Raw genomic sequence first — 22,043 nt, 5'->3', positions numbered from 1 at the left:
CTAACGAGGCGAACGGTGTGCTATGGCGGAAACACTTGAACTGTGCTGTGAAAAAAAATCTGCGACCGAATCCTGCCCGATGACGCAGTTCGTCAGCCTGATCTCAGGAAAATGGGCGATACCCATTCTTTACCGACTGATTGTGCTCAACGCACCCGTGCGATTTGGCGAGTTGCTGCGCGCAGCAGCGCCGATAACGCAAAAAGAGCTGACCAAACAGCTGCGTTTATTTGAACAGCGCGGGCTGGTCTCACGCACGATATTCCCCGAGATCCCGCCGCGCGTGGAATATCAAATCACGCCGCTGGGGCTGACGCTTCAAGGGGCGCTTTCGCCGCTGGCCGCCTGGATGCAGGAATACGGCGGACAGCTGGAGCACTGATTAGCGTTTGAAATAACGTGGGGCCGGAACGCCTGTGCGGGCGCTGCTAAACAGCTCCAGTCGAGCCTGTTCATAACGTTCCCAGAGCTGCACATCATGCATAGGCGGAATCGTTATCAGCTCGCCCTGATCGAGCCCGGCAAGCGCTGCATCCACCATATTGTCGGTGGTCATGACCGAACCTTCCGGTAGATCGTTCATCGACACGCCGGAAATCTCCCAGATCTCCGTGGCGGTGGCGGCAGGTAACACGGCCTGAATGCGGATCTCGCTTTGGGCAAACTCTTCCTGCAAACCGCGGGTGAAATTCAGAACCCAGGCTTTCGTGGCGCTATACAGCGCGCTGCCAGCACGGGCGTGCAGAGACAACACCGACGCAATGTTGATCAGCGTACCGCGATTATTTTGTGCCAGACGCGGCAAAATGGCGTAAGTCAGACGCATCAGCGCGGTGGTATTGAGAGTGTTGATTGTCTGATGTTGTGCAATATCGCCCGCCAGGAATGGGGCCATCTGCGCGGTACCTGCGTTGTTGACGAGGGTGCCGATCGCCGCGTTGCTCTGAAGCACCTCTTCTACGGCGCGGATGCCTGCGTCTTCGGTCAGGTCCGCGACCAGTATTTCGACCGCGACGCTATAGCGTTCGCGCAACTGGGCTGCCAGCGTTTGTAACCGCGATTCGCGACGGGCGACCAACACTAAATCATAACCGCGAGCGGCAAGACGATCGGCGTAAACGGCGCCAATCCCGGATGAAGCGCCTGTAATCAATGCGGTAGCGTGTTGGGTCGTCATGATGTGTAGCCTCGAAGCAGAGTAGATTGATTGGTTTCAATATGAAACTGAATTAAGATTGTGTTAATTGGTTTTATAATGCAACCAATTTGCGCGAAATATTTTCCTTCTGCTTCACGAGGTGACACTAACTGTTTGAAACAGTGCGATTAAGGCAGTTTTGTCACCACATCGTCGGGGGACAATTCGCGTCCGTCGTTCGACACGATGGTCAGCCTGCGCAGCGGCCGGCGATTTTGCGCATCCACCAGAACACTGCCAAACTCATTGTCAGCAAACAGGAAATCATTTCCCCATTGCGACAGCGCAACCAGCACGGTTTGCAGGGCGCGGCCTTTTTCGGTCAGAACATATTCCTGCCAGGCGCTGCCGTCGGAGGCGGGTTGCAGGACGAGAATGCCTTCTTCAACCAGCTGTTTGAGGCGGGAGGCGAGCATATTTTTTGCAATCCCAAGGCTTTTTTGGAATTCACCGAAGCGTTTGAGACCGCGCAGCGCGTCGCGAACAATCAGCAACGACCACCAGTCGCCGATGATATCCAGCGAGCGGGCGACAGGGCAGGTGCTTTCTTCAAGACGGGTTCGTTTCACAGTGGCTCCTTCATTGTTAGTTTTATTATAAAACCATTTTGCGTCGCCGTAAAAAGCGTTTTCTATCAGTTTGAGAAATGGTTCCCGGAAATATGTCATAAATCTGTCACACTAAAATCGACCATAACAAGACGTGAGGAAGTAGGGATGAGAAAAGCACTACTGGCAATCGCAGTGGCAGGATCGGTGATGATGACTTCTGGTGTACAGGCGCAAACCGCCCCGGAAGGCTATCAGCTGCAACAGGTCTTGATCATGAGCCGCCACAATCTGCGCGCACCGCTGGGCAACAACGGCAGCGTTCTTGAACAGTCAACACCCAAAAAATGGCCGGAATGGGAAGTGCCGGGCGGACAACTAACCACTAAGGGCGGCGTGCTCGAAGTGTATATGGGTCATTACATGCGTGAATGGTTGGCAGAGCAGGGGATGGTGACGACGGGGGAATGTCCACCGGCCAACGCGGTCTATACCTATGCCAACAGCCTGCAGCGCACCGTTGCTACCGCGCAGTTCTTTATCACCGGCGCGTTCCCTGGCTGTGATGTCCCGGTCCATCATCAGGAAAAAATGGGCACTATGGACCCGACCTTTAACCCGGTGATTACCGATAACTCGCCTGAATTCCGCGAAAAAGCATTAAAAGCGATGGAAACTGAGCGGCAGGGCATGAAGCTTGATGAAAGCTACAAGCTGCTGGAGCAGATGACGAATTTTGCCAACTCTCCGTCCTGCAAAGAGAAAAAAGTCTGCTCTCTGACCGAGGCGAAAGACACATTTAGCGCGGAATATGAAAAAGAGCCGGGCGTTTCTGGTCCGCTGAAAGTGGGCAATTCGCTGGTGGATGCTTTTACTCTGCAATATTACGAAGGCTTCCCGCTGGACCAGGTGGCCTGGGGTGAAATTAAAACCGATCAGCAGTGGCGCGTATTGTCACAGCTGAAAAATGGCTATCAGGATTCGCTGTTCACCTCGACTGAAGTCGCGCGTAACGTCGCTAAACCGCTGGTAAAATACATTGATAACGCGCTGGTGACCGATCAGGCAAAAGCACCCAAAATTACGGTGCTGGTGGGGCATGATTCCAATATCGCCTCGTTGCTGACTGCGCTGGATTTCAAGCCGTATCAACTTCATGACCAGCACGAGCGCACGCCGATTGGCGGGAAAATCGTCTTCCAGCGCTGGCATGACAAGAACGCAAATCGCGAACTGATGAAAATTGAGTATGTGTATCAAAGCTCGGAGCAGTTACGTAATGCCGATGTGCTGTCCCTGAAATCACCCGCCCAGCGCGTGACGCTTGAGCTGAAGGGGTGCCCAATCGATGCCAACGGCTTCTGTCCGATTGATCAATTCAATACGCTCATGAACGACGCGGCAAAATAAGAGTAAACCCCCCGCCCAGGCGGGGGGAACGATCAGACGTTTTTACGTTCGATGGTTTGCTCGCCCCAGAACAGCGAGTCTTTGTCCGTTTTTTCGAAGGCGCGCACCAGCACTTCATCATTACCTTCTTCCCAAATTTTCTCCGCCAGTTTTTCGTCGTATTCCGCGACTTCAAAGATGGCCTCAGCAATTTCTGGAGAGGTATTCCGTAGACTTGCCCACTCACCGACGTGATGAGCTTTAGATTGTTGAGTTGGCATGCATGTCCTCCTGTTGGGGTTAACCGTTCAGTTTTTTGGCAAGACCCGCGACGTGTTCACCCTGGAAACGCGCAATAGCCAGCTCTTCCTGGCTCGGCTGACGCGAACCGTCACCGCCTGCAATCGTCGTTGCGCCGTAAGGCGTGCCGCCGCGAACCGCCGAAACATCAAACAACTCTTGTGCCCCGTAGCCAATCGGCACAATCACCATCCCGTGATGCGCAAGCGTCGTCCAGGTTGAGGTGATGGTCTGTTCCTGGCCGCCACCGGTGCCGGTTGAGCTAAAGACGCTGGCGAGTTTGCCGTACAGCGCGCCCGATGCCCACAGGCCGCCGGTTTGATCGAGGAACGTCCGCATTTGACCAGACATATTGCCGAAACGGGTTGGCGTACCAAAAATAATCGCATCATAGTCAGCCAGCTCTTGTGGCGTCGCTTGCGGGGCATTCTGCGTTTTACCGCCAGCTTTCAGGAACGCTTCCGCATTCATGGTTTCAGGAACGCGCTTTATCACCACCTCAACGCCATCAACTTTATTCGCACCTTCCGCAATGGCGTGAGCCATGGTTTCGATGTGTCCGTACATGGAATAATAGAGCACCAGAACTTTAGCCATCTTGCACTACTCCTCGTTTAGGGTTGCTGGCAGCGAATCGCTGCGTTCATTTAAAGATATGACGTCACAGGCAGACTGCAAATCTGAAAGCCATTTCTTTGATTTATAACAATATATTTAAGATTTTTCTTTGTCGCAAAATGAAACATTTTTACGGGATCGTCTTTTATGAATGATAAGAGAAACTTATGGATGTGGCCCCCGAAATCTCACCCGAATGGCTGATATCATGTTGCAGAATATTACCGTTCACTGGCTGGCCTGGTGCATTCCGCTAAGCTTAGTTTCACGCGGCGCAGACAGATGAAAAGGTGCTGGCCTACGCCGCCAGGTGAAAGAATTCTCTTTTACTGAATGCAGTATGATGTCTAATGTTTACACTCTGGAGGTTAGAGATGGCAAACCATCGTGGTGGGTCAGGTAATTTCGCTGAAGACCGTGACAGAGCATCAGAAGCAGGTCGTAAAGGTGGCCAGCAGAGCGGGGGGAACTTCAAAAATGATCCTCAGCGCGCATCCGAAGCTGGCAAAAAAGGGGGTAAAAATAGTCATGGGAGTAACAAAAGTTAGCGCGTTGTCTCCCCATTTCAGTGCCCGATAACCTGAAATACCCCCCTGCCGCCGGGTCTCCCGGCGGTTTTTTATTGCCGCGATGTTGAACAAAAAGCCAGGGCAACGCACACTACCGGATTGACTCGTGCTTTTCATTCTTGCTGCTGGTGCCTGATGTCCCTCTCTCGTTACGCCTTTTCTATCAAACCGCAGGAAGCGATCCTGATTTTAATCACCATGTTCTGGGGTGGAACCTTCCTCGCGGTACAGTATGCGGTGACGCTGAGTGACCCGTTTTTCTTTGTCGGTCTGCGGTTTGCGACGGCAGCCATCGCGGTCGCGCTGATATCGCTTAAAACCTTACGTGGGCTGACGTTAGTCGAGCTGAAAGCGGGCGTGGTAATTGGCATTTCGATTGCGATGGGCTATAGCCTGCAAACCTGGGGCCTCCAGACCATCCCCAGCAGCAAATCGGCATTCATCACCGCCATGTATGTTCCGCTGGTTCCGTTGTTGCAGTGGTTATGTCTGGGCAGAATGCCTGGGCTGATGTCCTGCATCGGCATCGTGCTGGCGTTTATTGGACTGATCCTGCTCGCGGGACCGGGCGACAGCCTGCTGGTCATGGGGCCGGGCGAAATCATTACCCTGATTGGCGCAGTGGCGATTGCGGCGGAAATTATCCTGATCAGCGCCTGGGCTGGGAAAGTAGACGTCAAGCGCGTTACCGTTGTGCAACTGGCGACGGCGTCGCTGGTGGCGTTTATCGCGATGGTCCCAGCGGGGGAATCTGTTCCGCCGATGTCCCCGGGGCTAGTAATTGTCGCGCTGGGACTGGGCATTTTCAGCGCCATTATTCAGGTCACGATGAACTGGGCGCAGCGCAGCGTTTCACCCACGCGCGCGACGGTTATCTACACCGGTGAACCGGTTTGGGCAGGGATTTTTGGCCGTCTTGCCGGCGAACGCCTGCCGATGCTGGCGCTGCTCGGTGCGGCCTTTATCATCCTGGGCGTGCTGGTCAGTGAGTTAAAGCTGAAAAGAAAGAAAAGGGCGCTGGCGGAAGCCGACAGCGCCACGGCTAATCAAGAATCCTGATGAACGGCATCAGTCTGCGGTAAACCCGCTCCTCGGCGACTTAACAACGCATTCAGTAATATTGCGCCGAAGGTAGCCGTGCCGATCCCGCCCAGCGTAAAACCGCCGATGGTGAGGGCGAAATCTCCCGCCCCCAGGACCAGCGTGACGGCGACCATAATCAAATTACCGTTCTGGCTGAGATCGACATGATGCTGCACCCAGATACGCGCTCCGGCAACGGCAATCAGGCCAAACACCACAATTGATGCGCCGCCGATGACTGGGGCCGGAATGGTGTGGATCAGCGCGCCGAATTTTGGCGAGAAACCGAGCAGTAGCGCAATCACCGCCGCAGCGACAAACACCAGCGTAGAGTAAACCTTGGTCACGGCCATCACGCCGATGTTCTCGGCATACGTGGTCACGCCGCTGCCGCCGACCGAGCCGGAGAGCATAGTGGCCAGCCCGTCGCCAACGAACGCCCGGCCCATGTACGGGTCCATATTGCGCCCTGTCATCCCTGCGACCGCTTTCAGATGGCCTAAGTTTTCTGCGACCAGTATCACCGCCACCGGGGCGATAAGCATGATTGCCTGCCCGTTAAAGGTCGGCGAAGTGAAGTGCGGCAGGCCAAACCAGGCGGCGTTTTGCATCAGCGTAAAATCCACCGGCGTTCCGACGGCAAATACGCTGGTCACCAGCGCATAGACCAGACAGGCAACGATCAGCCCGACCAGAATCAGCAGGCGCTGGATCATTCCGCGCGTGAAGACGGCAACCAGTCCAATGCACAGCACCGTCATCACTGCCATCCAGCTGTCAAACGATGAGCCCGAAACGCCTTTCACCGCAATCGGCGCGAGATTCAGGCCAATCGCCATCACCACCGCGCCCGTCACCACCGGCGGCATCAGCCGTTCGATCCAGCGGGTGCCGACCTTCATCACTACCAGCCCGATAAGGGTATAGATGAATCCGCAGGCGATAATCCCCCCGAGCGCCACGCTAATGTTGGGGTTGATGCCCTGGCCGTTAAAGCCCGTTGCGGCAATCACCACCCCCACAAATGCGGCGCTTGACCCGAGATAGCTCGGCACACGTCCACCGGTTATCAGGAAGAACAGCAGCGTGCCGACGCCCGACATCAGAATCGACAGGTTAGGATCCAGCCCCATCAAGATGGGCATCAGTACCGTCGCGCCAAACATGGCGACCGCGTGCTGCACCCCCATGACGGCGGTTTGGGCAAAGGGAAGCCGTTCATCCGGCGCGACCACGCCGTGTTCAGTAGAGGTCGATTTCAACTGCCAGTGGGGAAAACCGAACATTGCCATGAGCTATCTCCTTAAGGAGGGTTAACAGGCGGGTCGCAACAGTGCGTGATAGCCGCGGTCGAACCACACCAGGCCTTGCGGCGCAGGGTGGCGGGTAATGGACTCGATGGTGCAAAACAGAATGTCGTGCGTGCCTACGCTCACCACCTGGCTGATGCGGCAGTCGAACGAGGCGAGCGCGTCTTCCAGCCTCGGACAGCCCGTCTCGCCGGTTTGCCAGCGTGCGGCAGCGAAGCGTTCAGCCATGGGCGTTTTGCCGCCAAACAGATTGGAAAGCGGCTCCTGTCCGGCGCTGAGCGTGTTCACGCACAGGGTACGGTTTTCGTTGAACGTCGGCCAGACGGAGGCCCCGCGGTTCAAACACACCAGCAGGGTTGGGGGCGAATCGGTCACGCTGCACACGGCGCTGGCGGTAAAACCGGCCTGCCCGGCAGGGCCATCGGTGGTAATAATATTGACCGCTGCGCCCACGCAGGCCATCGCATCGCGAAAGGTTTGTACGTCCAGAGTGCTCATGTTCGCTCCTTATACCAGCCCACAGGCGTCTTCAAAGGAGAGCCGCGGCAGGCGGCCATACACTTTGCTGACGTCGCCGTAGCCAATGTTGATCAACAGATTGCTTTTCAGCGTGGTGCCGGTGAAAAAGGCCTCGTCTACCTTTTGCCGATCGAAACCGGACATCGGGCCGGTATCCAGCCCCAGCGCCCGACAGGCAAAAATCAGGTACGCCGCCTGCATGGCGCTGTTGCGAAAGGCGGTCTCTTCGGCAAGCGCCGGGCTTGAGGTAAACCAGCTGCGCGCATCGCCGTGCGGGAACAGCTCCGGCAGACGCTCGTAAAACTCACTGTCCCAGGCAATGATGGCGGTCACAGGCGCGGCCAGCGTTTTCGCCAGGTTGCCGCTCGAGAGTGACGGACGCAGCTTCTCTTTGCCCTCAGGCGTGCGGACAAACACTATTCGCGCGGGGGAGCAGTTGGCGGAGGTAGGACCCCATTTCATCAGGTCGTAAATCTCGCGCAGCGTCTCGTCGCTGACCGGCATTTCTTGCCAGCCGTTGTGCGTCCTGGCCTCGGTAAACAGCGTCTTCATTGCCGTCGGGGTGATGGCTTCGCTCATTGAGACTCCTTAAAAACCGGTTCTGGGTTGTGCATCAGGCTGGCGAGCCCGTTGAGCAACAACGCGTTAAACGTATCGGGATCGGTCACGTTGCAGGCGTGTCCGCCCTGGCGCATGACCGTCTTATGGCTGCCGGGTAAGGCGGCGTGTAGCTCAGTCGAGCAGACGGAGGGCACCAGCAGATCGTCGGTGGAGCAGATAATCTGCACCGGGCAGCGAACGTGCTTGGCCTGAGCGCGAAAGTCCGCCTGTTTCAGGGCCTGCAGCCTGCGTTGGAGATTATTGGTTCCCTGAAAATGGGCGAGCGCCAGCGCCTCTTCGGCCTCCATGCGCGGGGCGCGCGCCGCCATCCAGTCCGCCGGATAAAGAAACAGCGGTTGGGCCTCGACCCACGCCTGCTCACCTCCTGCGTGGAGCAGGCGTTCGCGGATCTGGAAGCAGCGGCGGGTATGGGCGTTCAGCGACAGCCAGCCGTTTACGCACACCAGCGCGCGCACGGCGTCGGGATGCGCAATAGCCAGCTGCAATCCGACCAATGCCCCCAGCGCGTGACCGATCACGGTGAATCGCGGGATGCCAGCGTTAAGCAAAGCCTGATACAGTTCGTCGGCCATATTTCCCAGCGTGTAGCCGTGGGGGAGTTCCCCGGCGTTATTGCCGGTGCCGCGTTGGTCGTAGCACACCACCTGATATTCCTGCTCCAGCGCGGCGAGCTGTGGCAGCCAGTAGCTGCCGTTCCCGCCGAGTCCGGCAATCAGAACCACCACGGGCGCGTCGGCAAAAGGGGGCGGCGAGAGAGATATTTTCATGGCAGCCTCACTTTGCGATGTGTGCAACGCTGGCGATTTCAACCAACGCTTCTGGCTTTACCAGCCCGCACTGGATGCAAAAACGCGCCGGTTTATCGCCGGGGAAAAATTCCGCGTAGATTTCATTAATCGCGGCGTAGTTTTTCCAGTCGGTGATAAAGATGCTGTTGAAGGTCACGTCCTCCATCGTGCCACCCGCCGTCTCGATAACGCGCCTGATAGTCTCGAGCACGTGGCGGGTTTGCGCCTTTGGGTCATCGGGATAGACCACGTTGTTAAACTCATCGAACGGCAGCGTGCCCGAAACGTACACCACGCCGTCGGCGAGAGTGCCTGGAACAAACGGGGCAATGGGCGTGCTGGTGCCCGCGGGAATAATCACGGATTTCGGCATAGTGTTGCTCCTCAGGCGATGCGGGCTAATGAAGGCGGCGAGACGGCATCGCAAAAATCGGCGACAGTGCTGACCCAGCCAAAGAAGGTTTCGATATTGAATAACGCGGCTTTCTGCGCAAACTCCGGCCCGGCCTGATGGGTCGCGTCCTCCAGCACCACGCCGAAATATTCCAGGAAAAAGCCGTCGCGCAGTGTTGATTCCACACAGACGTTGGTGGCGATCCCGGTGAAGATCAGATGGCGAATGCCGCGGCTGCGCAGCAGGCTATCGAGCGGGGTGTTGAAAAATCCACTGTAGCGCGGTTTGGGCAGCACGATGTCGCCCGGCTCCGGGACAAGTTCATCCACCAGTTGATAATCCCAGCCGCCTTTTGCCAGCAGCGTGCCCTGCAGTTCTGGGCGGTTGCGCATGGTTTTCAGTGCGTTTGATTTATGAAAATTGGGTGAACCTGGGCCACCTGCCTCAACGTATTGATCGTCCCAGCCGTTTTGAAACCAGATGATCAGGATGCCTGCGGCGCGTGCGGCGGCCACGGCGGTTTTGATGTTGGCGATAACCGGTTGGGTGGCCGAAACGTCAAAGCCCGCCAGATCCAGATAACCGCCCTGGCTGGCGTAGGCGTTTTGCATATCGACCACAATCAGCGCGCTGTGTTGCGGTGCAAAGGTAATGGCTTCCGGACGTGCGGGTAAGGTCGTCATCACGCTACCTCCCGGGTCACGGCTGGGATGTGCGAGCGGCACTGCATCAGCGGCTGAATGCGCTCCCCAAAGGTTTCAACACCTTGAAGGAAATCATCAAAGGTCAGCAGGACGCCTTCAGCACCCGGCACGCTGGCAACCTCATCGAGCATTTTCGCCACGCTGGCATAGGACCCGACCAGCGTGCCCATGTTGATGTTGACGGCGGAAGTGGGGTCTGCCATCTGGCGCACGTTGGTGTCCGCGCCGGAACGGGTGTCTTTTTGGCTCTGTTCAGTCAGCCAGCTCAGGGCGTCTTCGTCGGCCCCGGCTTTGTAGTGTTCCCATTTGGCGCGCGCGGCCTCATCGGTTTCATCGGCGATGACCATAAACAGGACGTACGATCCCACGTCGCGACCGGTTTTTTCGGCGGCATCTTTCATGCGTGCTGCGGTTGGGGCGAAGGCAGCAGGCGTGTTGACGCCTTTGCCGAAGCAGAAGTTAAAGTCAGCGTGCTGGGCGGAAAACGCCATCCCCGCGTCACTCTGTCCGGCGCAAATCACCTTCATCGGCGTGGAAGGCTGCGGGCTGACGCGGCAGTCGTTCATGGTGAAGTAGTCGCCCTTGAAGTCGCTTTTGCCCGTGCCCCACAGATCGCGCAGGACCTGCACGTACTCGGTGAGGTAGTCGTAGCGGCGCGAGAAATATTCATCGCCCGGCCAGATCCCCATCTGGTCATACTCCGGTTTTTGCCAGCCGGTGACGAGGTTGACGCCAAAACGCCCGCCAGAGATGGAATCAATTGTAGATGCCATGCGCGCGACAATCGCCGGGGGCAGGGTGAGCGTGGCGGCGGTGGCGTAAATCTGGATACGTGAGGTGACCGCCGCGAGGCCTGCCATTAGGGTGAACGACTCCAGGTTGTGATCCCAGAACTCGGTTTTGCCGCCAAAGCCGCGCAGCTTGATCATCGAGAGTGCAAAATCGAAATGATAGTGCTCGGCTTTCTGCACGATAGCTTTGTTCAGCTCAAAGGTCGGCATGTACTGCGGAGCCGTCGTGGAGATCAACCAGCCGTTGTTGCCAATGGGGACGAATACGCCAATTTTCATCACGAACCTCTCTACATCTCAATGTGGGTGAAAGTCAGACGTGGCGCTGCATCCTGCATTTCCTGTTCAGCCTCGTGAGAATGATTTTGCAAAGGTGATGCCAGTTTTTAAATTGCTAGTGTTATTAATGTGTTAACTCTTAGTTGATGAATTGAGTGCTAAAAAAGTGGACTGAATGGTCAAAAGAGATGCACGCAAAACAGGCAGTTATGCGCGATGGCGGTGCAGGATGCGTTAAGGCGATGTGCATTGGGCCATCAGTCCGACCGATCGCCCCCTGTGGCTCTCACTATATTGAAGCTTTAAATGTCAACAAACTTGCCGATCTGAAAGAAGATATTTGGATTGCTGATGCGGCAAATAATTTTTGGATCTATCGGGCATGGTTCAACAAGTCATGGAGCCTGGAGCGCGAGTGCAGAATATGGTCGTGAGTTTTCAGCAGAGAATGGCAATTTCAGCGAACCACAAGGACAACTGGTATACACGCATATTAATAACGCCAACTACACCACAAGTAGTGGGTTAAAGGTAAATCAAGACGATGTTAACAGTGTTATTGGTCGCGTCGGAGTACGGGTAGGACATCGGTTTGAGGAAAATAGCAACAATGACATTTATCTGAAAGCAGACTTCCTACACGAGTTTGCTGGCGATCGTAATATTACTGTTCGAGGCAAAGACACTGTTTTGGGTGACGAAAGAGATGGGAAAGATAGCTGGATAAACTACGGTATTGGTACCAATGTTCAGTTATCAGAAGACAACAACTCTCGCTTCTATCTCGATCTTGAGAAATCTTCAGGCGGTGATATTAATACGAACTGGCAAGTCAATGCTGGTTTGCGTTGGGAGTGGTAATTCCCGCTAGTAAAACCGGGCCTTTAAGCCCGGTTTTGTACTTCTCAGAGACGTCTTCAGAATGAAAAGCCTGGCGATACTGCAGTGAGAGTGTGTAAGTGAATCAGTAATATGCTATGGATCTTATAAACATGATAATGGTATCCATAGCATCTCATGATTGAAACCCGACTTCTTACCCAGTTCATAGCCGTTGCAGAAGAGCTGCACTTCAACCGGGCCGCACAGCGTCTTCATATGGCACAGCCTCCCTTGAGCCAGGCCATTCGTAGACTTGAGCAGGAGATAGGTGTTTCGCTGTTTGAACGCACAAATCGCAGCGTGTCGCTGACGCCTGCGGGGGTGACTTTTCTCGACTCAGCGCGAGACGTGTTACGTCTTCTCGATGAGGGCGTTGAAAAAACCCGGCGCGTGTCACAGGGGATTGAAGGTCATTTGACCCTGACCTTTATCAGCCTTGCTGGTTATGTCCCTCTGTTACGCGCCCTGAAAAATTTTCGCGCAGCCTACCCGGCGGTTTCCTTCACAATGGAAGAGGCCACGACCCAGGAACAGATTGATGCCCTCGAACAGGGACGGGCAGATCTTGGATTTATGCGACCGCCAGGCAGGACCTCGCCAGGCCTGCGTTTTGACGCCATATTGCGTGAGCCTGTTGTGATCGCTCTGCCTGCCGCACACCGTTTAGCAGATAGTGGAACCGTTAAACTCGCAGCACTTCAAAATGACCACTTTGTTTCGCCACCACGCCACCTGGGGCAGGGGTTTCACGACCAGCTGATTCAGCTCTGCGAAGCTGCAGGATTCAGACCTCACATTTCACAACAAGCCCGACAACTGCAGACACTCGTTACGCTGGTTGCCAGCGGCTTCGGCGTCGCGCTGTTACCCGCCTCACTGGCGCATGAGGTGCGGGAAGACGTGGTATTCAGGCCACTCGAGGTCGATGCTCCGGATGAACTGAAACATGTGGAACTCTTAATGGGGTGGAATGCGCACTCGACGTCGATAATCCGGGATAAATTAATCGAAGAGATACGTAGGGTTATGACACTCAAGGTGGATTGAGACGTTCCAGATCTCATTACCCTATAAATAATATATTTTACCGGCTGCGTGTGCCATTCCATCATCGTGACATTCTTGTTCACGGAGATTCAGCATGAGCCATAAATACCCTCTTACCGATATGCTTTTGCAACACAAGGTCGCGATCATTACCGGCGCAGGGCAGGGACAGGCATACGCGCAGTCGCTATTAGATCAAGGAGCGTGCGTTGTTATCAGCGACCTTGGCACCAACCGGTCTGGAGAAGGTGCTACTGAGGATGTGATCGCAGAAGCCTGTCGCGCCCTGCGTTTCGACAGCGGGCAGTTGATCTCACATAGCGGACGCCTGGATAACGAGACGGGCTGCAGGGAACTCATTGAACTGGCTATCACGCGGTTCGGTAAACTGGACATCCTGATCCACAACGCAGGCTGGGTAGACTATCAACTTATCGAAGATCTGGATGCGGATTTCCTGGAGCGTGCCATCGATATCAACCTGCGAGCGCCGATCTGGTTGAGTCAATATGCCTGGCCATACCTTAAGGACTCTTCTTCGCCGCGCATTGTGTTGACTACGTCCGATCGCGCCATGTATCAGCGTTATGCCCAGTCGGGCCTTGTGGCTTATGCTGCAGGCAAGATGGCTCAGGTCGGTATCATGAATGCCCTGAGCCTGGAAGGCGAACAGCATGGCATTCTTGTGAACGCCATCTCTCCGGTTGCCAGAACGCGCATGTGGGGAAGTTCGCAGCCTCCCGCTGACCTCAAACCAGAGTGGGTCGCGCCGGGAGTTCTGTACCTGGCGAGTCCGTTGTGTCAGGACACGGGTTACATCCTCCGAGCCAGCAATGGTCAGTTTACCGCAACACGTTTTTGTGAGAACCCCGGCGTGGTCTATCCAACAGACCTGAAGCGAATTGAATGCGAAAACGTGGCGGACGTTGCCGCCCAATGGCAACAGATAAAAGAGACCTGAAATGGCTAATAACGATCTGCGTCATGTTGCCAGAATCGGCGCTGAGCTTGGCGAAAGCCCGGTCTGGGATGATGAGAACGGTGTGCTGTATTTCGTGGATATCACTCGCGGAAAGATCAAGGTGCTGCTGCCCCATGGAAAGGTTGAAATCGTTCATGAGTCGGCGGTACACATTGGGGCATTGGCGCTCACGGATAAAGGCAATCTACTCTTCACGGAAAAAGCAAGTGTTGCCATGCTTGATATCCGGACCGGAGACGTGAGCCACATCCATGCCGGAATTCATGATAGCGCAGGTTATCGTTTTAACGACGGAGCCTGCGATCCACAGGGACGCTTTATTACTGGGCTCATGCATGAGGGGCCGGATCGCAAATCCGGCGCTCTGTACCGGTTTGATAGCCTCGGTAACGTCCATTCAATCCAGCAGGGAATCGCGCTGCCTAATGGGCTTGCCTGGTCGGAAGATGGGAATACCCTCTTTTTTGTCGATTCGATTGCATGTTCGATTTTTCAGGCGACCTATACCGCTCACGGTATGCCAGAAGATGTCAGATTATTTATAAAAACGCCTACCGAACTGGGGCGTCCTGATGGTATCGCGCTGGATAAGGAGGGGGGCTTATGGGTCTGTCAGTTCAATGGCGGATGTTTGTTACGCTATGACCGCTACGGACACCTGAGCGATCGTGTGCTAATGCCGGTTCCGCGGCCTACCAGTTGCTGCTTCGGAGGCAAGGGGTTGGGGACGTTATTCATTACGACTGCTCGTTTCGCGATGACGCCCCAAGAGTTGATTACATACCCAAACGCCGGAGATCTGTATGCCATCATTCCCAAAATATCGGGCAATCCACGATATCTGTTCAAAGCGTGACGGAAAGGCAGGAGGATCTCGTGTTGTGTTAGCGATGAAAATGGCTGAAGCAGCCTTTCGAAAGGTAGCAGCAGCAAACATAATGGAACAAAGTTTCTCGATGCGCATCCACGGTTGGTCGTGAGCGAAGAGCTGACATTATATTAAGCGCAAAGCCGTAGGAAGTTTCATTGCTTCTATTCAGGCCAGCCATCGGGTTCTGCTGGCCATTATTTAAAGCGGGGTCATATTCGAAACGATCAGGTCATCGCGACCTTCACTTTCAGTCCAATAACAAGTGTGGCAAGAAACATTATACAACCAGCCGTAATGAAAACTCCTGTTACCCCGCTGATACTAAAGAGTAAACCTCCCAACGCAGCACCAGCAGCAATTGAAGACTGAACTGCTGCGACCACCATACCCCCTGCGGTTTCAGCCTGATCCGGAACGGAACGTGCTACCCAGTTTGACCACGCCACGGGTACGCCACCAAAGGCCATGCCCCACAACGCAACGAACAATATCAATCCGTTTTCTTCCAGTGGCAATAAAATCATGCCCAGTGCTGCCAGACCGACAAGTGCCGGCATCAGTATCAGGGTTAAACGCAGACTTCTTTCCATCAGCCAACCGGCCAGCAGCGTCCCGATAAAATTAGCCACGCCGAATCCAAGCAGTATTAAAGATAAATGGTCTACATCAAGGTGAGTAATGTTTTCAAGAGCCGGACGAATATAGGTAAACAGCGCATACTGGCCAGTATGAGCAACAACGCATCCTGTCATTCCAATCGCTATGCCTGGGCGACGAAGCACATCCATCACAGACGCCGTTAACATCATCTTGCGCGGAGCCATAGCAGGAAGCGTAAACAGCTGGAAAATTAGTGTCAGCACACCTACTGCGGTTGCAGCGATAAAAGCGCTTCGCCAGCCGTAAAGCCCACCTAAATAGCTCCCCAGTGGAATCGAAACGACGGTGCCGACGGCGATACCGCTAAAAATAATGGAGAGTGCACGCGGAACGCTTTTAGCAGGGACCAGCCGCATAGCGACGGCGGCGGCCATACTCCAGAAACCTCCCAGCGCGATACCCAGCAGAATGCGCATCACTAGCACGATTGACAGGCTCGATGAAAGTGCCACAAGCAGATTGGAAGCAATCATTAGCACGGTAAAACCAAGCAAGACATTTCGGCGATCGTAATTACGTGTCAGGCGTGGAACCATAAGGCCAGCAAACAGTGCCACCACTGCTGTAACCGTCACAGCCTGACCAGCCAGGGCTTCGGTCACACCAAGATCGGCGGCCATAGGTGTCAGCAGGCTGGCAGGAAGATATTCTGCAGTCAGCAACCCAAACACACCCATGGTTAGGGAAGTAACAGCCATCCATGCTGATTCTTTGGGTTCAGAACTATGCAGACTCGCGGATACAGCTTCAGTTGCTTCATTTCTCATAACACACTCTTTTCAGGAAAAATTCAGGTTCCAAGTCTAGAGTTGAGAGGCCGGACGATCTATGATGCTACATCCTGATTATTTACCCGAAACGCCGGAAGTACATGTGAATAAACATTTTGCTCTGTCATCCGAACTCATCAGTGAACTGCTACTTGAAATGCGCCTGCGTGGCGTGCAGTACCGCCGTTTACAGACTGGATCTGAGTTTGGTATCGGTTTTAGCAATAGACAGGGCCATGCCTATTTTCATTACATTGCTGTGGGAACGGCGCTGCTTCGTACAAACGATGGTGCGCTTCATGAGCTGAAAGCCGGAAGCATGGTATTTATGCCCCAGGGTGAGGAGCATCAGCTTATATCGGATGTTGGCTGTGCAATTCATCATATCGATACGTTAGGCTCTGCGCCTTTAGGCGAGGCCGTCAGCGGAATCAATACCTGCCCCAGTACGCATCCGACTCCCAGCACAGTTCTGTTTTATGGCTGTATGGAGTTCGATCTAGGTGGAATGCAGGGCCTGGGTAAACTGATGCCGCAAGCCATAGTGGTTGAGGCAAACGAAAAGATATATCCGGGGCTGGTTCCCATTTTAGGCGCCATGAAATTTGAAATCTGTTCCGGACGCGCTGGCTTCGCGGGCATTCTGGCACGCCTTGCCGAAGTGGCTGCTGCCATGATCGTGCGTGGATGGATCGAAAACGGCAGCGAGAAAGCCGCTGGCCTTATCGCTGCGCTACGTGATCCGCGGCTTGCCCGTGCGATTCTGACCATCCATCGTGATACCAGTCGGGAGTGGTCTGTTGCTGAGCTTGCTGCCCAGTCTCATGTGTCACGTTCTGTTTTTGCTGAACGTTTTACATCAATCATTGGGATACCCCCCCAGCGCTATGCAAGGGAAGTACGAATGCGCCTCGCTGGTCACTGGATCATTCACGATAAGATCTCAATCGACACGGTAGCTTTACGTCTTGGCTATGCCTCACAGGCAGCATTTAGCAGAGCTTTTAAGCGCATAAATGGATATCCGCCGGGCGCTATGCGGCAACGTTCAGCGAAAAGCGTTAATAAATTAAATGAGTGAACGTTATATCTATCATTTTCTGTATTCGCTGCAGGGGCCGCGCTCAGCATTAAAATTGAGTGGAAACGTCTTTTCATTACTCAAAATATCGCAATTTCCTTAATGTCCGCTTCTGGCAGTGAGTTCAACGGGTCGATGCAACGCTACTCTTAAAAATTCGTTCTCTATAAAAAATGGGCAGGGTCTTAATTCTTTGCTTAATTCATAAAAAATAGACTAACATCTGATATATAATTTACAATCAAAGGTTAAGAAATGAAAACAACAACCCTGGAATATACACCTGTTGACCTGTCTCGTTGGGCAAGAAAAGAGCATTTTGAGGTGTTTCAGTCGTTTGCTCAATCCACAATTAACCAAACAGTCCTGGTAGATATTACCGTGCTGCTAAAACATATAAAGGAATCCGGCTGGAAATTTTACCCGACTATTATTTTTCTGCTTTCTAAAATTGTAAATAGTCATGTGGAATTCCGTATGGCCATGAAGAATAATGAGCTTGTTATATGGAATGAAATTCATCCAAGCTATACCATTTTTCATAATGAAACGGAGACTTTTTCATCGTTATGGAGTCACTACGACGGCAATATCCATCATTTCCTGGACGTTTATTCAGAAGATGTTGCACGCTATGGGAATAATCTTTCTTATTGGCCAAAGGAAGAGTCTCGGGAAAACGTATTTTTCGTATCAGCTATTCCTTGGGTAAGTTTTACCAGTTTTAATATCAACGTGGCTAACATGCAGAACTTTTTTGCCCCGATGTTCACTATTGGAAAATATTACCAACAAGACGGAAAAGTATTGTTGCCTCTCGCTGTTCAGGTACATCATTCCGTGTGCGATGGATTCCATGTAGCCAGGCTGTTCAATGAGTTACAAGAGATGTGTGATGACATACTGCGCCTGTCAGAGGAATTCAATGCTTGATGCGTGGGAGGTCTTTAAACCTCCATTTACTGATAATGGGTAGCAAACAGAGCGGGTAACAGGTGTTTGCTACCCCTTTATTTTTCCCATCGCGTTAAGCACGGGTAGATTTTCCGGTGTAGGACCCGTCAGAAAAACCGTAACCTTGAATTCACCAACAGGAAGAACATTTTATATTCAACCGTTTCTGATTTTCCCATCTATATAAGGCTGAGGTTTACCAAACAGATAGCCTTGTATGAAATCGCAGCCCAGCGCCTGAAGGCTTTCCAGTTGCTCCTGTGTTTCAACCCCTTCTGCAACGGTCTTCATATTAAGCGATTTCGCCATGCCGGTGATGAGCCTGATGATATTAAGGGCGTCTTCCTGAGTCGATACCGAATTGACAAAGGACTTGTCAATTTTGATTTTATCGAAGGCAAGTCTGCTGAGGCGCGAAAGAGAAGAATAACCGGTACCAAAATCATCGATGGATATTTTCACCCCCAGAGCCCGCAGCCTGTTAAGCGTATTCATCGGCGTTTTGCTCTCAGTAAAAAGAGAGGATTCAGTCACTTCCAGTTCAAGACGTTCAGCGGAAAGTCCCGTTTCGTTCAGAATAGATACCACTATTCCGGCAAAGGCTTTGCTGCTTAATTGGACAGGAGAGACATTCACTGAAATTTTAGCCGGAATTACCCAGGAAGCGGCTTCCCGGCAGGCCATTTCAAGCATTGATTTCCCCATCTCGTTTATCATTCCTGTTTTTTCAGCCACAGGAATAAAGGTGTCCGGCGACAGGATGCCTTTTAGAGGGTGAATCCAACGAATAAGGGCTTCATAGCTGTAAATTTCCTGTGTGAAGGAATCAACAATAGGCTGATAATAAACCACGAATTCTTTATTCGCTAACGCCAGTGCCATATCATGCTCAAGGGTTCGGCTTTCTTGCAGCTTGTCTAACATCCATTGGCGGAAAACTTTTATCTTACCCGCGCCTTCATTTTTGGCTTCATAAAGGGCCAGATCGGCAAATTTATAGAGATAGTCCGAGCGGCGTTCAGTGTCTGAGATAACAATGCCGACACTGGTGGTTATATTGATAATCGTATTATAAATAGTGTAAGGCTGGTTGATCGCATCGCATATATTTTGGGCGAGTGAAACGGCACTGCTTTCCGTCAGGCCACTCGAAAGAAACGCAAATTCATCACCGCCTAAACGATACAGCGTATCGGACGTCAGGCCCATCGAAATCAGACGTTGTGATATCTGGCGTAATAACATATCACCGACATCATGACCATACGTATCATTGACAACCTTGAATCGATCTAAATCAAACAACATCACAGTCACAGTATTATTGCTTTTTACCGCGTTCTCGATGGTCTCATTTAAGTTGCCCCAAAAAAAATGGCGGTTATTCATCTCGGTCAGAGAGTCGTGGTAGACGTCATATTCCAGCTTTGTATTCTGGACCTGCAGTTTTTCTTTCGATTCCTGCAGTTCTTCAGCAAGATTTTTTACCTGAAGATGTGCCTTCTGGATATTTCTGTTTTGATAAAATATCAGCAAACCCAGGATTGCACTCATTATTATCAGCAATACAGACGTTGCTGAGTAAATATAGTACAGGGTTTTGATTTTGTGGTTGGCGTCATTAATTGAGTTAATATCTTTGTCTAACGCGCCGGACGACAGACGGCTCAGGGGGGCATCCAGCGTCTGCATTGTTTTCAGGTACGCCTGGAGCTCTGAGCGGTTCATCTTGTCAAGATGAATATCCAGATACTCAAGTTTCTTTTCAAGCTGTAGCGCAAGCGCATGATAGGCTTTATTACTTTCGATATAATTCCTCAGATCACCTTCTTTCATTAAATCGCTCTGGCTGAGCATAATGTCGAGACGCATGCGCACATCATCCAGCGTTATCGTCTCGTCACTAGTGTAAAGACCAAGCACCGATTCGAACCGGTAATATTCTGATACCATCTGTGCAGCAGACCACGCAGCGGCGTAGTGAGTCAGTTTCTGTAACTCTTGCTGCCTTTCATGCACAAGGAAAGAGATATACCCGGTAGATATAAAAAGGAAAAAAATGATGCCAGCCAGAATTCTGTTCATGATGGTCTTCTGACCCCTTACTCAATATTCATTTTACTGACCTGCCAGGCTGACCGTGAATAATAAATCTGATTATCCAGGTCAGGCATGCTGTCATAGGGGTAAACCACAAACAACGGGCCTTTATCACGGACACGCATATATTCTCCGTTGATTTTTAAAGCCAGTATCACGTTGTATTTCTTAAAGTCGCTAAGAGGGATTTCGGTGGTATAGTCATTGAGGGCAATGACCTTAACAACAGAACCTTTCGCCCCGACATAATCCATGAGCTTTTGCAGTGAAATACCCGTAAAGGTTGTGCGGCCATCATACCAGGGTGAAGTGGTCTGAAAACTGACCATACCCAGTTTTTCAAGGCTGGCGAGATCAAAAACGGCTTTTCCACCTTCATTGGTATTTTCGATATTACCGGACAGTGTTAAAAGGACTTTACCGGTAGGTCTGGAAAGCTCACCCGCCCAGACCTGTGTAGAGAGCACAAAGCTTAACAGCATGATAATTGAACGCATTCTGACCTCGTATATCGACCGGATGTTAAAGAATTATAATTTAGTTACAGTGCTATTTATATATGTGCCAAGGCTATTCTTGATGTCATCATTACACCCTATTTTAGTTCATTAAAATCAAATGGTTAAAAAATATTTTCTTTTTATATTCATTAAGCATGGTCGATACCATTATTTGTTTTACTCAAAACAGCATTGTACCTGTGCAAAAAAAAGCCATCTGTTTACTCCGCGCAAATAAACACACAGCGATATAAAGGTTTATTTGTTTGTGAGACGGGAGGGATTTTACGCGAGCTATGTCACCGCATCGGCTGAGGGCACTCATTTTGCCCGGGGCTGATTAGGCCGTGAAACACATTATTAAGCGAAAGTGTGTTGACGCAGGAGGGTGATAAAGGCGTCAGTCGTGGCAACTAAAATGGACGAGGAATCTTCCATAGGGTGACTCAATGACGAATTCATCGTAAAGGGAACCATACCAAACGGGTGGGCTGGTGATGAGAGTATAAAGCTGCGCATTCCCGGCCATTTCAGTGAGCCCATCCTGAAAATGGGCGAGCAGGTTCTGCTTGAGTGAGGAAGGCAGTCGCTGAGTATCCTGATGCTCAAAAAACCATGACGCGACCTTTTCCATAAACATTTTTTCATCGCAGGCTTTCAGTTGCGGGTGCCAGTATGCGGCAGGAAACTTATCTGTGATGGTCAAGTGATATATCGCAAGAGATGTCAGCATGCTGTCGCTCTCTTCAAGTTTCACCACGTAATAGTCAGACACGCGGTTTGCCGCATCATTCATACAGCCTACGGCATGCATAAATCCTGTAAGTCGTTCCGCGTACTTGTCCATTTTTCCTCTCCAGGCGCGCTGGGGTATCTGATTTCATCGCTTATGACTTCATAAACGTATGGTGTTCAGGGTATTACAACATGTTAGAAGAGATCAGCGTTAACCATCATGAGGCAAAGGGCAGGCTGACCTTCTCTCTATTGATAAGAAACAAACCGCTGCATGCCCACTGTGCTATTCGGTCTGAACAAGGGTCCCACTGCGAAGATATTAAATGTCTATGGAATGTACAGTGCTC

At 52.3% G+C, this 22,043-nt stretch carries 24 protein-coding genes and 1 pseudogene; 10 read left to right on the top strand and 15 right to left on the bottom strand.

All coding sequences use genetic code 11. From position 1 onward, the window contains the following. Positions 1–22: 22 nt before the first annotated feature. Entirely contained in the window at positions 23–382 is a 360-nt protein-coding gene (locus AC07RN_RS02375) for a winged helix-turn-helix transcriptional regulator (RefSeq protein WP_012016908.1), read from the top strand. On the opposite strand, the gene AC07RN_RS02370 is transcribed toward AC07RN_RS02375, so the two are convergent. Both AC07RN_RS02370 and AC07RN_RS02365 read right to left on the bottom strand, forming a co-directional pair. Beyond that, complete coding sequence (locus AC07RN_RS02370; protein ID WP_478335470.1) at positions 383–1,177, bottom strand: SDR family NAD(P)-dependent oxidoreductase; 795 nt, start codon at positions 1,175–1,177, stop codon at positions 383–385. Positions 1,178–1,326: 149 nt separating this feature from the next. Next, positions 1,327–1,767: a winged helix-turn-helix transcriptional regulator gene (locus AC07RN_RS02365; protein ID WP_041689635.1), complete on the bottom strand. Its 441-nt coding sequence runs from the start codon at positions 1,765–1,767 to the stop codon at positions 1,327–1,329. A 147-nt stretch (positions 1,768–1,914) separates the two neighbouring features. Here AC07RN_RS02365 and agp point away from each other — a divergent pair, with 147 nt between their 5' ends. Beyond that, positions 1,915–3,156: a bifunctional glucose-1-phosphatase/inositol phosphatase gene (agp, locus tag AC07RN_RS02360; RefSeq protein ID WP_012016911.1), complete on the top strand. Its 1,242-nt coding sequence runs from the start codon at positions 1,915–1,917 to the stop codon at positions 3,154–3,156. Positions 3,157–3,188: 32 nt separating this feature from the next. On the opposite strand, the gene AC07RN_RS02355 is transcribed toward agp, so the two are convergent. Beyond that, on the bottom strand, positions 3,189–3,416 hold the full coding sequence (locus AC07RN_RS02355; RefSeq protein ID WP_012016912.1) for a YccJ family protein: 228 nt from the start codon (positions 3,414–3,416) through the stop codon (positions 3,189–3,191). Positions 3,417–3,435: 19 nt separating this feature from the next. Next, entirely contained in the window at positions 3,436–4,032 is a 597-nt protein-coding gene (gene wrbA, locus AC07RN_RS02350) for an NAD(P)H:quinone oxidoreductase (RefSeq protein ID WP_059178377.1), read from the bottom strand. Between the two features lie 395 nt (positions 4,033–4,427). Between wrbA and AC07RN_RS02345 the strand changes: the two genes are divergently transcribed. After that, positions 4,428–4,601: a con-10 family general stress protein gene (locus AC07RN_RS02345; protein ID WP_012016914.1), complete on the top strand. Its 174-nt coding sequence runs from the start codon at positions 4,428–4,430 to the stop codon at positions 4,599–4,601. 156 nt (positions 4,602–4,757) lie between these two features. Further along, a complete protein-coding gene (locus tag AC07RN_RS02340) occupies positions 4,758–5,681 on the top strand; it encodes a DMT family transporter (protein ID WP_235135278.1) in 924 nt (307 codons plus the stop codon). Here the strand turns inward: AC07RN_RS02340 and rutG are convergent. The 7 genes from rutG to rutA are packed head-to-tail and all read right to left on the bottom strand — an operon-like array spanning position 5,669 to position 11,111. Further along, a complete protein-coding gene (rutG, locus tag AC07RN_RS02335; protein ID WP_478335469.1) occupies positions 5,669–6,997 on the bottom strand; it encodes a pyrimidine utilization transport protein G in 1,329 nt (442 codons plus the stop codon). The genes AC07RN_RS02340 and rutG overlap by 13 nt on opposite strands. A 21-nt stretch (positions 6,998–7,018) precedes the next feature. Then, a complete protein-coding gene (rutF, locus tag AC07RN_RS02330; RefSeq protein ID WP_235135280.1) occupies positions 7,019–7,513 on the bottom strand; it encodes an NADH-dependent FMN reductase RutF in 495 nt (164 codons plus the stop codon). Between the two features lie 9 nt (positions 7,514–7,522). Further along, positions 7,523–8,113 carry a malonic semialdehyde reductase gene (locus tag AC07RN_RS02325; RefSeq protein ID WP_478335468.1) on the bottom strand — a complete coding sequence of 197 codons (591 nt, stop codon included), beginning with the start codon at positions 8,111–8,113 and terminating at the stop codon, positions 7,523–7,525. After that, a complete protein-coding gene (rutD, locus tag AC07RN_RS02320) occupies positions 8,110–8,922 on the bottom strand; it encodes a pyrimidine utilization protein D (protein ID WP_478335467.1) in 813 nt (270 codons plus the stop codon). The genes AC07RN_RS02325 and rutD overlap by 4 nt, the downstream gene beginning before the upstream one ends. A gap of 7 nt (positions 8,923–8,929) precedes the next feature. Then, complete coding sequence (rutC, locus tag AC07RN_RS02315) at positions 8,930–9,316, bottom strand: pyrimidine utilization protein C (RefSeq protein WP_012016920.1); 387 nt, start codon at positions 9,314–9,316, stop codon at positions 8,930–8,932. Between the two features lie 11 nt (positions 9,317–9,327). Then, positions 9,328–10,020: a pyrimidine utilization protein B gene (gene rutB / locus AC07RN_RS02310; protein ID WP_012016921.1), complete on the bottom strand. Its 693-nt coding sequence runs from the start codon at positions 10,018–10,020 to the stop codon at positions 9,328–9,330. Continuing rightward, complete coding sequence (rutA, locus tag AC07RN_RS02305; RefSeq protein ID WP_449553526.1) at positions 10,020–11,111, bottom strand: pyrimidine utilization protein A; 1,092 nt, start codon at positions 11,109–11,111, stop codon at positions 10,020–10,022. The genes rutB and rutA overlap by 1 nt, the downstream gene beginning before the upstream one ends. A 369-nt stretch (positions 11,112–11,480) precedes the next feature. Between rutA and AC07RN_RS02300 the strand changes: the two are divergent. The 4 genes and pseudogenes from AC07RN_RS02300 to AC07RN_RS02285 form a co-directional block, all read left to right on the top strand. Then, positions 11,481–11,972 (top strand): annotated as a pseudogene (locus AC07RN_RS02300) (autotransporter outer membrane beta-barrel domain-containing protein); the annotation flags it as partial. A gap of 156 nt (positions 11,973–12,128) precedes the next feature. Then, entirely contained in the window at positions 12,129–13,040 is a 912-nt protein-coding gene (locus AC07RN_RS02295) for a LysR family transcriptional regulator (RefSeq protein ID WP_478335466.1), read from the top strand. A 121-nt stretch (positions 13,041–13,161) separates the two neighbouring features. Continuing rightward, on the top strand, positions 13,162–14,001 hold the full coding sequence (locus AC07RN_RS02290; RefSeq protein WP_478335792.1) for an SDR family NAD(P)-dependent oxidoreductase: 840 nt from the start codon (positions 13,162–13,164) through the stop codon (positions 13,999–14,001). A gap of 1 nt (position 14,002) precedes the next feature. Continuing rightward, a complete protein-coding gene (locus tag AC07RN_RS02285; RefSeq protein ID WP_478335465.1) occupies positions 14,003–14,878 on the top strand; it encodes an SMP-30/gluconolactonase/LRE family protein in 876 nt (291 codons plus the stop codon). Positions 14,879–15,117: 239 nt separating this feature from the next. Here the strand turns inward: AC07RN_RS02285 and AC07RN_RS02280 are convergent, their stop codons facing one another. Continuing rightward, complete coding sequence (locus tag AC07RN_RS02280; RefSeq protein WP_478335464.1) at positions 15,118–16,320, bottom strand: MFS transporter; 1,203 nt, start codon at positions 16,318–16,320, stop codon at positions 15,118–15,120. A 61-nt stretch (positions 16,321–16,381) separates the two neighbouring features. On the opposite strand from AC07RN_RS02280, the gene AC07RN_RS02275 reads away from it, so the two are divergent. Continuing rightward, a complete protein-coding gene (locus tag AC07RN_RS02275; protein WP_478335463.1) occupies positions 16,382–17,404 on the top strand; it encodes an AraC family transcriptional regulator in 1,023 nt (340 codons plus the stop codon). Between the two features lie 255 nt (positions 17,405–17,659). Further along, positions 17,660–18,337, top strand: coding sequence for a type A chloramphenicol O-acetyltransferase (gene catA / locus AC07RN_RS02270; protein ID WP_478335462.1), 678 nt, complete (start codon positions 17,660–17,662; stop codon positions 18,335–18,337). A gap of 177 nt (positions 18,338–18,514) precedes the next feature. Here the strand turns inward: catA and AC07RN_RS02265 are convergent, their stop codons facing one another. The 3 genes from AC07RN_RS02265 to AC07RN_RS02255 all read right to left on the bottom strand — a co-directional run bounded on the left by AC07RN_RS02265 (position 18,515) and on the right by AC07RN_RS02255 (position 21,805). Beyond that, complete coding sequence (locus tag AC07RN_RS02265) at positions 18,515–20,443, bottom strand: putative bifunctional diguanylate cyclase/phosphodiesterase (protein ID WP_478335461.1); 1,929 nt, start codon at positions 20,441–20,443, stop codon at positions 18,515–18,517. 17 nt (positions 20,444–20,460) lie between these two features. After that, on the bottom strand, positions 20,461–20,955 hold the full coding sequence (locus AC07RN_RS02260; protein ID WP_012016931.1) for a putative pterin-binding protein: 495 nt from the start codon (positions 20,953–20,955) through the stop codon (positions 20,461–20,463). 403 nt (positions 20,956–21,358) lie between these two features. Then, entirely contained in the window at positions 21,359–21,805 is a 447-nt protein-coding gene (locus AC07RN_RS02255) for a hypothetical protein (RefSeq protein ID WP_478335460.1), read from the bottom strand. Positions 21,806–22,043 lie beyond the last annotated feature (238 nt).

The sequence above is a fragment of the Lelliottia sp. GFLA7 genome (assembly GCF_056490165.1).
This window is presented reverse-complemented; position numbering and strand designations above follow the sequence as displayed.